A 13,178-nucleotide genomic window follows, 5' to 3' on the forward strand; every position below is an offset into this window, starting at 1 on the left:
TGGTGGATCTGATGCGGGTGATGCGGATGCCGACTATGCGGTGCTCTCGCGGAAGTGCACGACGTTGCAGTCGACGATCTCGGTGCGCGGGTGCGCTCCGAGGATGACTTCCCGCAGGATGCGGGCGGCGGCGCGACCGCGCGCCGCCGGGTCCGACGAGACGCTGGTCAGCGCCGGAGAGAGATGGGCCGACAGGTGGTCGTCGTCGAATCCGGAGATCGCGAGATCCTGTGGGATCGAGAGTCCCTGCGAGCGGGCGTATGAGAGGCCGGCGATCGCCATCGTGTCGTTCGAGTACAGGATGGCGGTGGGGCGCTCGGGCAGGGCGAGCAGCTCTTCGGTGAGGTCGCGTCCGCTGGCGGCGGTGAAGTCGCCCTCGCGGAGCAGCTCGTCGTCGCCGATCTCGGCGAGGTAGGCGTCGGCGCGTGCGCGCGAGTGCACGTAGTCGAGGGGCCCTGCGACGTGGGCGATGCGCTCGTGCCCGGCGGCGCGGAGGTGGGCGATGATCTCGTGCACGGGGGCGGCGTCGTCGGTGCGGACGCACGAGAAGGTGGTCGGCTGGTCGTAGGCGCCGACGAGGACCGTGGGAAGCCCGAGCTCGTCGAGCAGAGGGACGCGCCAGTCGTCGGTGCGGAGGTCGAGCAGGAGCGCGCCGTCTGCGCGGCCATGGCTGAGGGCGCGGTAGGCACGCTCCTCGGCGTCACGCCCCGGCACGACCTGGAGCAGGAGCGCGGTCTCGGTCTCGGCCAGCACGGATTCGACGCCGGCGATGAAGGCGGGGAAGAAGGAGTCGTTCGCGATGACCTCGGGGTCGCGGGCCAGCACGACGGCGACCGCATTGGCGCGGCGGGTGGCGAGTGCCCTGGCGCTCTGGCTCGGCACCCAGTCGAGCTTCGCGGCTGCGGCGAGGACCTTCGCCCTGGTCTCCTCCGAGATCGGGCGGTTGCCGCTGAGCGCGTGGGAGACCGTCGCTTTGGTCACGCCGGCCTCGCGGGCGACATCGGCGATAGTCGTGCGGCTCATGACACCTCCTCGTGGAATCGCACCGGAGCATGCTGCATCAGCGTTGAACCGGTTTGATTGAGAGTAAACCGGTTTGCGTTGCCTTGTCAACGGTGTCCGTGGCGGAACATCGCGTCAGACGGCGGCATCCCACCAATCGAGCACACGGGTTCCGAACAGGGTGAGCCAGCGCGACGGCTCGCCCTCCGGAGCGTCGACCGCGAACCAGGTGCGGCCCGCGAGCGGCGAGCCCTGCAGCCAGGTGCCATCGGGCCGGCGGGCAGCGCGGACCAGTTCGACGGCCTCCGCCAGCCGGGGATCGGGGCGCGCGCCCTCGAGAAGCGCGGCGTCGCGGAAGTGGTCGAGCGCGGTCAGGGCGCTGTACTGATGGCGGTGCGGGTACGTGAAGCGCGACACGAAGCCGTCGACGACCTCTCCGGTGGACTCCCGGTACAGGAGACGGCGGCGGAGCAGATACTCCTCGCCGCCGTGACGGGCGTCGCGCACGGTCGTGTCGCCGGTGAGGCGCTCGTAGGCCAGCAGCCCGACCGCGGCGTTCAGCGTCGAGTGGAACGACGACCGTGTCGACCGCCCCTCCTCGGCCTCGCAGTTCCAGCCGCCGTCGGCCAGACGATGCTCCACGAACCACCGTGCCAGCTCGCTCATGTCGACACCGAGCCAGGCACCGCTCGCCAGCGTGTAGGCATTGATGCACACGTCGACCTCGCCGTCCCAGAACGGGCGGTCCTCGTATTCCCAGCGGCAGTTCGCGGCGAGCTTCTCGACCGTCCCGTCGAGAGCAGCGGCATCCGCGCCCCACTCCCGGAGATCCTTGAGCGACCAGCTCGTCGCCACCCAGGGCTGACCCTCCGTCTCAGCCTCGGGGCTGTCGAAGAAGCCCGCGGGGAAGTGCGCGCCGCCGGCCCACTGCCCATCGGCATCCTGTCGAGCCAGCAGTGCGGCACCGAAGCCTTCGGTCGCCACCCGCGCCCTGGTCGCCTGCCAGACCTCGGGTGGTGCATCGAGGAGGTCGCGCTCGACCTGCCAGCGCAGCACGGGATCGGAGTCGAGCAGCCAGTCGCGCAGTGCGGTCGAGATCGCCATTCGCGCACGCTACTCCTGATCGGAGACGGGCAGAACCCTCGGCTCAGGCGAAGCGGGTCAGCTGGGTGAGCCGCGTGCGGATGTCGAACAGCTCGTTGCCGCCGATCACGCGGGACCCCGGCAGGCCCTTTCGCAGCAGCAGGGGGAGCGCGCTGCGCCGCACCACGACCACCGGCAGGCCGCGGATGCTGCCGAGCGGGGTGACCGCCTGCGACAGGTCGTCATCGGGCAGGGCGACGACGGCCCCGCTGAACCGCACCCGCGCGGTGCGGGCGACCACGTTGATCTGGGCGAGGAGCGTCGTGACCGGCGCCCGGTGGCCCAGGCTCGGGCCGGTGATCTCTCCTCGTCGGAAGCCGACGACGCCGCCGAAGTCGGCCGACATCACCCCGTAGAGGCCGGAGGGGCCGAGCACGATGTGATCGAGCCGGTCCGCGGCATCCGTCGTCTCCGCATCGGCGGATGCCGAGACGGCCACGCCGTGCCAGAGCGTGAAGCCCATGCCGAGGCCTGCGACCGCCTGTGCCGTCCCCTCCTCGGCGAGGGCGTCGGCGAGCAGGCGCTTGAGCTCCCGCGGAGCCGCCCGCACCAGGGTGGGCGCATACGGGTCGGCGACCTCTTCTCCAGCCCAGTCCTGCAGCAGGGCCACGTACCTGGCGCGCCGCCACGCACCGGGCTCGCCATACGACTTCGGGCGCGGGCGCGTGTCGGTGCGAGCGGTGGGGGCCCGCCATCCGCCCCACTCCGTCTCGACGCCGATGCCGTGGCTGCGGTCGTACGCCGCCCGGCCCTCGGGGGTGCCGACCAGCTCCCACGCGCGCTGCACCCGGATGAACACGGCCGCATCGCCGCCGGTGTCGGGGTGGGTCTGCCGCAGCCGCAGTCGGTACGCGCGCCGCAGGTCGTCGTCGCCGGTGGTCGACGGGACGCCGAGCACCTCGTAGGCCGACGCCGAGAGCGGGCTGTCGAACATCGCGCTCCTTCCGCCGCCGCAGCATCCAGGCTATTGCGTCGGTGACGGGGTTCCGACGCAGGTCCGGCCATCCCGGTTCAGCGGTCGACGAAGCTCATCTGCTGCGGGTTGTACCGGTCGCCCGCGACGCCGACCCGGTCGGCCAGCCGGTCGAGGTCGGCGACCTCGTCGGCCGACAGCGCCACGGCCGACGACGCCGCGTTCTCGGCGATCCGCGTCGTGCGACGGGTTCCGGGGATCGGCGCGATCCACGGCGCGCGGGCGAGCAGCCAGGCGAGGGCGATCTGGCCCGGAGCGGCGTCCTTCGCCGTGGCGAGGTCGGCGACCTGTCGCACGAGCGCCTGGTTGGCCGCGCGGTTCTCCTCGCTGAAGCGCGGGATCGTGCCGCGGATGTCGCCGTCCGCGAAGGACGTGTTCTGATCGACCGTCCCGGTGAGGAATCCCTTCCCGAGCGGGCTGAACGGCACGAAGCCGATCCCCAGTTCACCCAGCACCGGAAGGATGTCGGCTTCGGGATCGCGCGTCCAGAGCGAGTACTCGCTCTGCAGAGCGGTGACGGGCTGCACGGCGTGCGCGCGGCGGATGGTGGATGCGGACGCCTCCGACAGCCCGAAATGGCGCACCTTGCCTTCGGCGATCAGCTCGGAGACCGTGCCGGCGACGTCTTCGATGGGCACCTCGGGGTCGACGCGGTGCTGGTAGAAGAGGTCGAGCACGTCGGTGCGCAGCCGCCGGAGCGACTCCTCGGCGACGCGGCGGATCTGCTCGGGCCTGCTGTCGAGGCCGATGCTGCGACCGTCCTCGATGCGCCAGCCGAACTTGGTGGCGATGACGACCTCGTCGCGGAGGGGCTCGAGGGCCTCGCCCACCAGTTCCTCGTTCACATAGGGGCCGTAGACCTCGGCCGTGTCGAAGAACGTCACGCCGTGATCGAGGGCGGAGCGCAGCACGCCGATCATCTCGGCGCGGTCGCCGGGGTTCGGGCCGTAGCTCTGCGACATGCCCATGCAGCCGAGTCCGACCGCGGAGACCTGAAGACCCTGTCCGAGCGTGCGCATGTGCATGTGTGGTCCTTTCGTCGGGAGATGCGGCCGTCTGCGCGGCCGTGCCATCGACGCTACGCGCGCCCCGTCGCGCGAGGGAGGGCCTGGCGGAACCTCCCTCCTCGACCGGATCGACCGGATCGACCGAACGATGGAGGCGCCGGATGCCGGTCGGGGGGAAGAATGTGAGGATGCCGTCCACCGAGCCGCCGCCGCGGGAGCCCGCGCACACGTGGGCGAACCTGATCGGGTCGATCCGCATCGGCCAGGCGGTCATCACGGTCGTGCTGCTCGTGATCGGGGCCGTGCGCGCGTCGGCCGACGGCATCCCGCTTCCCTGGGTCCTCGCGCTGTCGCTGGTGTTCCTCGGCTGGTACGGCGGCGGTCTGCTGCTCGGTGAACGCACCGCGGATCGGCGCCTGGCGACCTGGTGGCTGCTCGGGCTGACGCTGATCTGGCTCGGCACGGTCGCCGTCTCGCCCGAATTCGTGTGGCTCGCCTTCCCGCTCTGGCTGCTCGCCGGCTTCGTGATGCGCCTGCGGTGGGCGCTGCTGCTCAGCGCCGTGGTCCTCGCCGTCGTCATCGCCGCCCCGCTGCTGCACACCGGTGCGACGAGCTATGCGAACGTGATCGGTCCGCTCGTGGGCGGCGTCTTCGCGTTCGGCATCTCGCGCGGCTACCTCGAACTCGTGCGCGACGGGCGCGAGCGGCGACGGCTGATCGCCTCGCTCGTCGCGACGCAGCAGGAGATGGCCGCGCTGCAGGACGAGCTCGCCAGGACGCAGCGCGAGTCGGGTGCCAGCGCGGAGCGCACGAGGGTCTCCCGCGACATCCACGACACCGTCGCCCAGAGCGTCTCGTCGATCGGGATGCTGGCGCGCTCCGCGCTGGAGGCGGATGACGCCGCGCAGAGCGCCCGCGCGCTCGGGCAGATCGGCGCGCTCGCCGCAGAGGGTCTGGCCGACGCACGCCGCATCGTGAACGCGCTGATGCCCGCGGAGCTCGAGTCCACAGCACTCGGCGACGCCCTCGGGCGGATGCTCGTGCGTCTCGCCGAGGAGACCGGGATCGCGACGGCGCTGCACGTCGACGACGACCTGCCGTCGCTCGGCATCGACGCCGAGGTCGCACTGCTGCGCACGGCGCAGTCCGCTCTCGCGAACGTGCGCTCGCATGCGGACGCCACCCGGGTGGTGGTCACCCTTGCCGATGCGGGCGATGCGATACGGCTCGACATCGTCGACGACGGGATCGGGTTCGACGCGACCCGCTGGGACGCCCAGGGCGGGATGGGCGGCGGCTATGGGCTGCGTTCCATGCGCGCGCGCCTGCGGGAGCTCGGCGGAGGACTCGACGTGGAGAGCGCCCCGGGAGACGGCACGGCGCTCTCGGCGCACGTCCCGCTCGGCGGCCCTGTGCCGGCCCGGGGTGCCGGAGGCGACGGATGACCGTGGTGCGGGTGCTGCTCGTCGACGATCACCCCATCGTCCGTGCGGGGGTGCGCTCGCTGTTCGACCATCGCGACGACGTCGAGGTGGTCGGAGAGGCGGCGTCGGGGGAGGAAGCCGTGCGTCTCGCCCGGCACCTGCATCCCGATGTCGTGCTCTGCGACCTGCGCCTCGGCGAGGGGATGGACGGCGTGGCCACCACCGCCGCCCTGCGCGCGCAGCATCCGGCTCCCGCCGTGATCATCCTGACCACGTTCGATCGCGACGCCGAGATCCTCGGCGCGATCGAAGCGGGGGCGGCGGGGTACCTGCTCAAAGACGTCGCGCCCGACGACATCGTGCGCGCGATCCGTCAGGCGGCGGCCGGAGGGCTCGTGCTCGGGCCGGGGCTCAGCGAGCGGGTCGGGCGGGTGATGCGGGCTCCGCGCGTGCGCCTGACCGAGCGCGAGCGGGAGGTCCTCGGCCTGCTCGGGACCGGAGCGACCAACCGTGAGATCGCGAAGACCCTGTTCGTCACCGAGGCGACCGTGAAGACCCACCTCGTGCACGTGTTCGAGAAGCTCGGGGCCGACAGCCGCGCCCGCGCCCTCGCCATCGCCAGGGACACCGGTCTGCTCTGAGGCGCGGGCAGCCCAGAGCCATCCGCATCTCAACCGTTCGATGGATCCCCGGATCGGCCGCTGCGCCGAGGCTGGAAGCGACCCGAAAGGAACACCCATGCGCAGGCTCTTCTCCGCCGCGTTCGCCTACATGCTCGTCGGCGTCGCCTCCGGACTCTTCTATCGAGAGTTCACCAAGATCAACGGCTTCCCCGAGGGGGAGGCGACGCAGCTCGGCCTCGTGCACACGCACCTGCTGGTTCTGGGCTTCGTCGTCCTCCTCATCGTCCTCCTCCTGGAGAAGGCGTTCACCCTCTCCGAGGGCCGGCTCTTCAGCTGGTTCTTCTGGATCTACAACGCCGGCCTCGTGCTGACCTCGGCGATGCTCGTCTGGCACGGCTGCCTCACGGTGCTCGGTCAGGAGTCGTCGAAGATGATCGCCGGCATCGCGGGCACCGGCCACATGCTGCTCACCGCCGGCATGGTGCTGCTGTTCCTGGCGCTCCGCAAGCGGATCCTCGTCGCGAAGGCGGCCGCTCCCGAGGCGGCCGCCATGGCGCAGGCCCAGCCCTGACCGGAAGGACGGATGCCGCGACGCGCGGCTCCGTCCCCCACCGGGGCCCGCCTCCTTTCCCTGCACTTCCTGAGAGCCGGTCTTCCGCTGCGCCGAATCGATTCGATAAACTGGAGCCTCCCCCGATCACCCCCCAGTTCTGCGAGCCGCTTCTTCATGGCCACTCCTCTCACCACGGGTCGCCCGTGGCGTGTCATCCTCGCCTTCTCGATCCCGCTCCTCATCGGCAATGTCGTGCAGCAGCTGTACCACTTCGCCGACGCCATCGTCGTGGGGCGGCACCTCGGTGTGGACTCCCTCGCCGCGGTGGGAGCCACCGGGCCGCTGCTGTTCCTGCTGCTCGGCTTCGCGTGGGGTCTCACCAGCGGATTCGCCATCCCGATCGCTCAGGCCTTCGGGGCGCGTGACGATGCGGCGGTGCGTCGCTCGGTCGCGACCGGAGTGATGCTCTCCGGCATCACGAGCGTGCTGCTGACCGTCGTCGCTCCGCTCATCGCCGCACCCCTGCTCGCGCTGCTGCAGACGCCGCCCGAGCTGATGGCCGAGGCGACGGTCTTCACGCAGATCAGCTTCCTCGGCGCCGGCGCGACGATGTTCTTCAACTACCTGTCGGCGATCATCCGCGCGATCGGCGACTCCCGCACGCCGCTGGTCTTCCTCACGGTGTCGTGCGCGCTGAACGTCGGGCTCGTCGTGCTCATGGTCGGGCCGCTCGAGTGGGGCGTCGCCGGCGCGGCGCTCGCCACGGTCGTCGCGCAGGCGGTCTCGGTCCTGCTGTGCCTCGAGTTCGTCCGCCGTCGTCTCCCGATGCTGCACCTGCGGCGCGTGGACTGGCGCGTCACCCGCGCCGACGTCGCCGAGCACCTGCGCCTCGGACTCCCGATGGGCTTCCAGGCGTCGATCATCGCGATCGGCACGCTCACGGTGCAGGTCGCGCTGAACACCCTCGGCTCCGACGCTGTCGCCGCCTACACCACCGCTTCGCGCGTCGACAGCCTGGCCGTGGCGCTGCTGTCGTCGCTCGGCCTGGCCGTCTCGATGTACGCCGCGCAGAACCACGGCGGTCGCCGTCCCGACCGCATCCGTCGCGGCGTCGTCGAGGCCACCTGGATGGCGATCGTCTCCGGCATCGTGCTCGGCGGACTGCTGATCGCCTTCGGCGCCCCGATGGTGCGCCTGTTCATCGGCGCCGGGTCCGACGAGGTCGTGGATCTCGCGCATCAGATGCTCATCATCAACGGATGCGGCTACTGGGCCCTCGGCATGCTCTTCGTGCTCCGCGGAGCCCTGCAGGGACTCGGCCACACGCTCGTGCCGACGGTCACCGGTGTGATCGAGCTCGTGATGCGCGTCGGCGCGGCGGTCGTGCTCGGCGCTCTGATCGGCTTCGCCGGTGTCGCGCTGAGCAACCCGCTCGCCTGGGTCGGCGCGATCGTGCTGCTGATCCCCGCGTACGTCCGCGCGCACCGCGAGCTGGCCCGGATGCCCGTCGAGCCGGCGGAGGCGACCGAGACCTCGGCCATCGCGATCGTCGGCCCCACCGACGGCTCCATGGTCGTCGACGCGGTCGTGACGCAGCCCATCGCCACCGTCCGCACCTCGCGACTGCGGAAGCTCACGCTGCGCCGGCGCCGCTCCGAACGCGCCCGTCGCTGACCGAAAAGAACGGAACGCGCAGGAAAAAGATCCTTCTCGAGGATGATGCGCAGTCGCACTTGAGACGGATGGCTTCCCGCTGGCACTCTCTTAGTGTCGAAGGAGCGGATATTCCGCTGACGGGGGGTCGTCATGACGACATTCAGAATGGCCAGCGATCTGGCTGAGGTGATGGTTCCGATCGGGATCGCGGGGGCCGCATTCGCCGGCGTCTGCGCCGTCGTGGCGGCGATCGCGATCATGCGAGGCGCCGGAGGGCTCACGGGAGGTGCCGTGGGTCTGTGGATCGTCGGTGCCCTGATGAGCTTCACGGCATCCTTCGCGAACCAGTGGCTGCCGCTGCTCGCCGCGTGCGCCGCGCTGGTCGCCATGCTCGTGATCGGCGGCGTCGTCCGCGCGATCGTCAGCGCCGCCGACCTCGGTCGGACGATGCGACGCCGCGCGCGCGAGCAGGAGGCGTTGCCTTCCGTCGTGAAGCCGGCACCGGCGTTGCAGAGCGCCTCGACCGGGGCGATCGCCGTCGTCTCCTGACGACTCAGCGCGAGAGCAGGCCGCTGCCGTCGCGCAGCTCGAACACGAGCTGGGTCTCGGTGCCGCGGACGACCGGATGGATCGTGATGTGCTCGAGCACGATGTCGCGGAGCGCCGTGGCGTCCTGCACCGCGACGTGCACGAGGAAGTCGTCGACCCCCGCCACGTGGAACACCTGCAGCACGCGGGGGATGCTCGCGAGCGCATCGAACAGGGCGGTGACCTTGGGGCCGGTGTGGTTGGCGAGGCGCACCTTGATGATCGCCTGCAGGGGGTAGCCGAGCGCCGCCTCGTCGACACGGATGCGCGTGTCGCGGATCACCCCGCGTTCCCGGAGCGCTCGGACCCGATGGGCGCAGGTCGACTCCGCGAGGCCGAGGCGATGCGCGAGGGCCTTGTTCGTGACCTCCGCGTCGTCCAGGAGGGCGGCGAGCAGCGCGAGGTCGACCTCGTCGAGCGGTGAGCCTTGTGTTCTCGCCAAAGTCGCCTCGTCTCCACGGTCGTCTGTTGCTCAGAATAGCGAATTGCTCATGTTTGATGGCGGATGCTGTCGATCCTCACCGAGATGTCCGGATTTCCTGCAACCTGGAGGCATGACTGCACCGTTGCATCCCGACACCGTCGCCGTCCACAGCGGTCGCTCCGATCTCGAGGGTCTCGGGGTCCATGCCCTGCCGATCGACCTGTCGACGACGAACCCGCTTCCCGACATCGAGCGCGGGGGCGACTCGTACGAGGCGATGGCGACCGGTGGGCGCCCGCCCGAGGGTGGCAGCATGGTCTACGCCCGTCTCTGGAACCCGACGGTCGCGCGCTTCGAAGGCGCGCTCGCCGAGCTGGAGCACGCCGAGGCATCCGTCGCGTTCGGGTCGGGCATGGCGGCGATGACGGCCGTGATCCTCGCTCACACGAACGCCGTCGGCAAGGGGCATGTCGTCGCGGTGCGCCCGCTCTACGGCGGCACCGATCACCTTCTCGGCTCCGGACTCCTGGGTGCCGAGACGACCTACTGCCACCCGCACGAGGTGGCCAGCAGCATCCGCCCCGACACCGGACTGGTCGTCCTCGAGACGCCGGCCAACCCGACGCTCGACATCGCCGACATCGCTGACGTCGTCCGCCAGGCGGGGGAGGTGCCGGTCGTCGTCGACAACACCTTCGCGACGCCCGTCCTGCAGAACCCGATCGACCTGGGCGCCGCGATGTCGCTGCACAGCGCGACCAAGTACCTCGGCGGTCACGGAGACGTCATCGCCGGCGTCGTGGCCTGCAGCGAGGAGACCGCCGAGGCGCTGCGCCGGGTGCGTGCGGTGACCGGAGGCCTGCTGCATCCTCTCGGCGCGTATCTGCTGCACCGCGGGTTGGCGACTCTGCCGGTGCGGATGCGGCGACAGCAGGAGACCGCGCGCCGCGTCGTGCAGTGGCTGATCGACCGTCCGGAGGTCGACGAGGTGTTCTACCCGGGGCTCGACGGCGATCCGCACGGCATCCTGGACCGGCAGATGCGCGGCACCGGCGCGATGATCGCGATGCGGATGCGAGGAGGCTTCACCGCCGCGTCGACGATCACGACGGCGACGGCGCTCTTCACGCACGCGGTGTCGCTGGGCGGGGTGGACTCGCTGATCCAGCATCCGGCGGCGCTCACGCACCGTCCGGTGCCGCCCGAGGCCCGACCGGCCGCCGACGTGCTGCGGCTGTCGATCGGCCTGGAAGAAGCCGACGACCTGATCGCCGACCTCGCGCAGGCTTTCGCGGCGGCCGCCGCCACGACCGCCGAACCACCCCTTTCTGTGCGGGCCGCCCCCGTGAACGACGCCCATACGGGGGCCGTTCGCGCATAGGAGGGTGGCTCGGCGTCAGCTCGGCAGTCGGATCGTCCCGGTCGCGAGTCGCTCGGTCGGCATGCGGTCGCGGTCGTAGGTGATGTCGGTGTAGCCGTGCGGAGTGGGCGCGCCGTCTTCATCGAGGCTCACGAACACGATCTTCTCGATCGTGAGGAGCCGCTTGCGCGTGATCATGTTGCGCGCCATCGCCTTCATGGTGAGCGAGGTGCGACCGAAGTGCGTCGCCGTGAGACCGATCTCGACCAGGTCGCCCTGCACAGCCGACGCTTCGAAGTTGATCTCGGAGATGTGCTTCGTGACGGCGCGGTAGTTGCCGAGCTGCACGATCGCGTAGATCGCCGCCTCCTCGTCGATCCACTTCAGCAGGCTCCCTCCGAACAGGGAGCCGTTCGCGTTGAGGTCCTCGGGGCGCACCCACTTGCGGGTGCGGAAGTTGATCCCGTCTTCCGACCACTGCCATGCCGGTGCCGTCTGCTTCGCCATGATCCCGAGCGTAGGAGCGCCGTGAGTCGGGGGTGTTACGGCCGGTTTTCGTTCTCCTGCCGGTCGGCGGCGGCGCGCGTCTGCTCAGGGCGGATCCGCCGGGGGCGGATACCGGCCCGCCGGTGCGGGGAGCGGCGGATGCTGGGGGCATGAGCGAAGACAACCCCATCCCGCAGTTCGGGCCCGAAGCCCGACGCGCCCTGTTCCACGAGCGCGTGCTCGTGCTCGACGGCGCCCTCGACGATGACAACGGCACGCTGCTGATGACGCAGCTGCTCGCGCTGTCGGCGGAGGACGCGACGACCGACATCGCCCTCTGGATCCACTCGCCGGGCGGCTCGGTGCCGTCGATGCTGGCGATCCGCGACCTGATGCAGCTGGTGCCCAACGACGTGTCCACGCTCGCGCTCGGCCTGGCGTGCAGCGCCGGGCAGTTCCTCCTCTCCGCCGGCACGAAGGGCAAGCGCCGCGCCCTGCCGCACGCCCGCATCCTCATGCACCAGGGCTCGGCGGGCATCGGCGGGTCGGCCGGCGAGCTCGAGACGCAGGCCGACGATCTGCGGCACATGCGCGACACCGTGCTCGGCCTCATCGCCGACGACACGGGCCAGCCGGTCACGCGGATCTTCGAGGACTCCCTGCACGACCGCTGGTACACGGCCGCCGAGGCGCTGGACTACGGATTCATCGACGAGATCGTCGGTTCGCTCGCGGACATCATGCCGCGTCGACGCGCGCGCGTCGGTCTGGGGACGACCGCATGAGCACCTACTCGATCCCGAACGTCATCGCGCAGCATCCGCGCGGGGAACGCATCATGGACGTCTACTCGCACCTGCTGGCGGAGCGCGTCATCTACCTCGGCACCGGCATCGACGCCGGTGTCGCGAATGCGCTGATCGCGCAGCTGCTGCATCTCGACGCCGACAGCCCCGAGAGCGGCATCCAGTTCTACATCAACAGCGAGGGCGGCGACCCCGGTGCCGCGCTGGCGATCTACGACACCATGCAGCACATCCGTCCGCGCATCGCCACGACCTGCGTGGGGCAGGCGATCGGACCGGCCGCGCTGCTGGTCGCCGCGGGTGCCGCAGGAGAGCGGGCGGCCCTGGCGCACGCGCGCATCGTGCTGCATCAGCCCGCAGGGCAGTCGCGCGGTGCGATCCCCGACCTCATCCTCGCGGCCGACGAGGTGGTGCGCGTCCGCTCCGACATGGAGGCCATCCTCGCCAGGCACAGCGGCCGCACGGTCGAGGAGCTCCGTGCCGACACCGACCGCGACCGGGTGTTCACGGCATCCGCCGCGCTCGACTACGGACTCATCGACACGGTGCTCGGCGAGCGAGGCTGACGGCCCTTCGACAGGCTCAGGCCGCCAGCGCGAACATCGCGCGCCCGGCCGAGACCACGGCGGATGCCGGCGCGACGGTCGACCGGAGGTCGTCGGCGACCGCGCTGGTGAGCTCGATGAGCGAGGTCTCGAGCGCTCCGCTGATCGCGGCGATCATCTCGCTGGACGGCTCCTTCAATCCGCGCTCGACCTCGGAGAGGTACTGCGGCGAGACACCGGCCTTCTCTGCTGTCTCGGTGAGCGTCTCCTCGCGTTCGTGCCGGCGCCGCCGCAGCTGATCGCCGAGGAGCTGGCGCCAGAGGGGCTCCGGGTCGCTCGGCCGCGGGCGGCGGGAAGGACGAGGGGCGCGGGGGAACGGGACGATGTCGGCCATGCCTCACGATAGGCCGAGACATCCGCGCTGTTCGAGCGGTTCTGCTCAGAGCAGAACGAAGAGCCGAAACCGATATTCCAGCATCTTCCACAGCAGGCCGATTTCGCGTGAACAGCCGGCTGATAGCTTTCTGCGCGCCGGGACGACGACGATTCACCGTCGCCCCGGAGGCCCTGTGGGGGACATGGGGGTAG

General features: G+C 70.7%; 15 protein-coding genes. 8 read left to right on the top strand and 7 right to left on the bottom strand.

All coding sequences use genetic code 11. The features are described 5' to 3' along the window. Positions 1 to 33: 33 nt before the first annotated feature. From DC434_RS01320 to DC434_RS01335, 4 genes are all read right to left on the bottom strand, one after another. Positions 34 to 1,023 carry a LacI family DNA-binding transcriptional regulator gene (locus DC434_RS01320; protein WP_116633468.1) on the bottom strand — a complete coding sequence of 330 codons (990 nt, stop codon included), beginning with the start codon at positions 1,021 to 1,023 and terminating at the stop codon, positions 34 to 36. Positions 1,024 to 1,137: 114 nt separating this feature from the next. Next, on the bottom strand, positions 1,138 to 2,106 hold the full coding sequence (locus tag DC434_RS01325) for a squalene cyclase (protein WP_116633469.1): 969 nt from the start codon (positions 2,104 to 2,106) through the stop codon (positions 1,138 to 1,140). A 43-nt stretch (positions 2,107 to 2,149) separates the two neighbouring features. Further along, a complete protein-coding gene (locus tag DC434_RS01330) occupies positions 2,150 to 3,079 on the bottom strand; it encodes a DnaJ domain-containing protein (protein ID WP_116633470.1) in 930 nt (309 codons plus the stop codon). Between the two features lie 77 nt (positions 3,080 to 3,156). Continuing rightward, positions 3,157 to 4,143, bottom strand: coding sequence for an aldo/keto reductase (locus DC434_RS01335; protein ID WP_116633471.1), 987 nt, complete (start codon positions 4,141 to 4,143; stop codon positions 3,157 to 3,159). Positions 4,144 to 4,313: 170 nt separating this feature from the next. Here DC434_RS01335 and DC434_RS01340 point away from each other — a divergent pair, with 170 nt between their 5' ends. The 5 genes from DC434_RS01340 to DC434_RS01360 all read left to right on the top strand — a co-directional run bounded on the left by DC434_RS01340 (position 4,314) and on the right by DC434_RS01360 (position 8,930). Beyond that, entirely contained in the window at positions 4,314 to 5,570 is a 1,257-nt protein-coding gene (locus DC434_RS01340; protein WP_243408748.1) for a sensor histidine kinase, read from the top strand. Next, positions 5,567 to 6,190 (top strand): response regulator transcription factor, encoded by a 624-nt coding sequence (locus DC434_RS01345; RefSeq protein WP_116633473.1) that lies wholly within the window; start codon positions 5,567 to 5,569, stop codon positions 6,188 to 6,190. Before DC434_RS01340 ends, DC434_RS01345 begins: the two co-directional genes overlap by 4 nt. A gap of 97 nt (positions 6,191 to 6,287) precedes the next feature. Continuing rightward, positions 6,288 to 6,743: a DUF2871 domain-containing protein gene (locus DC434_RS01350; protein WP_116633474.1), complete on the top strand. Its 456-nt coding sequence runs from the start codon at positions 6,288 to 6,290 to the stop codon at positions 6,741 to 6,743. Between the two features lie 156 nt (positions 6,744 to 6,899). Further along, positions 6,900 to 8,399 carry an MATE family efflux transporter gene (locus DC434_RS01355; RefSeq protein WP_116633475.1) on the top strand — a complete coding sequence of 500 codons (1,500 nt, stop codon included), beginning with the start codon at positions 6,900 to 6,902 and terminating at the stop codon, positions 8,397 to 8,399. Positions 8,400 to 8,531: 132 nt separating this feature from the next. Then, a complete protein-coding gene (locus tag DC434_RS01360) occupies positions 8,532 to 8,930 on the top strand; it encodes a hypothetical protein (protein ID WP_133192759.1) in 399 nt (132 codons plus the stop codon). 4 nt (positions 8,931 to 8,934) lie between these two features. Here the strand turns inward: DC434_RS01360 and DC434_RS01365 are convergent, their stop codons facing one another. Next, positions 8,935 to 9,411: an Lrp/AsnC family transcriptional regulator gene (locus tag DC434_RS01365; protein ID WP_116633477.1), complete on the bottom strand. Its 477-nt coding sequence runs from the start codon at positions 9,409 to 9,411 to the stop codon at positions 8,935 to 8,937. Between the two features lie 112 nt (positions 9,412 to 9,523). Here DC434_RS01365 and DC434_RS01370 point away from each other — a divergent pair, with 112 nt between their 5' ends. Beyond that, complete coding sequence (locus DC434_RS01370) at positions 9,524 to 10,774, top strand: PLP-dependent transferase (protein ID WP_116633478.1); 1,251 nt, start codon at positions 9,524 to 9,526, stop codon at positions 10,772 to 10,774. 15 nt (positions 10,775 to 10,789) lie between these two features. Here the strand turns inward: DC434_RS01370 and DC434_RS01375 are convergent, their stop codons facing one another. Continuing rightward, complete coding sequence (locus DC434_RS01375; protein WP_116633479.1) at positions 10,790 to 11,260, bottom strand: hotdog domain-containing protein; 471 nt, start codon at positions 11,258 to 11,260, stop codon at positions 10,790 to 10,792. 149 nt (positions 11,261 to 11,409) lie between these two features. On the opposite strand from DC434_RS01375, the gene DC434_RS01380 reads away from it, so the two are divergent. Both DC434_RS01380 and DC434_RS01385 read left to right on the top strand, forming a co-directional pair. Then, complete coding sequence (locus tag DC434_RS01380; protein WP_116633480.1) at positions 11,410 to 12,024, top strand: ATP-dependent Clp protease proteolytic subunit; 615 nt, start codon at positions 11,410 to 11,412, stop codon at positions 12,022 to 12,024. After that, a complete protein-coding gene (locus DC434_RS01385; RefSeq protein ID WP_116633481.1) occupies positions 12,021 to 12,611 on the top strand; it encodes an ATP-dependent Clp protease proteolytic subunit in 591 nt (196 codons plus the stop codon). The genes DC434_RS01380 and DC434_RS01385 overlap by 4 nt, the downstream gene beginning before the upstream one ends. Positions 12,612 to 12,627: 16 nt before the next feature. On the opposite strand, the gene DC434_RS01390 is transcribed toward DC434_RS01385, so the two are convergent. Continuing rightward, positions 12,628 to 12,984, bottom strand: a complete 357-nt coding sequence (locus tag DC434_RS01390) for a helix-turn-helix transcriptional regulator (RefSeq protein ID WP_116633482.1) — start codon at positions 12,982 to 12,984, stop codon at positions 12,628 to 12,630. Between the last annotated feature and the right edge of the window lie 194 nt (positions 12,985 to 13,178).

Origin of the sequence: Microbacterium sp. TPD7012 (genome assembly GCF_003075395.1) — a bacterium.
Lineage (GTDB): Bacteria > Actinomycetota > Actinomycetes > Actinomycetales > Microbacteriaceae > Microbacterium.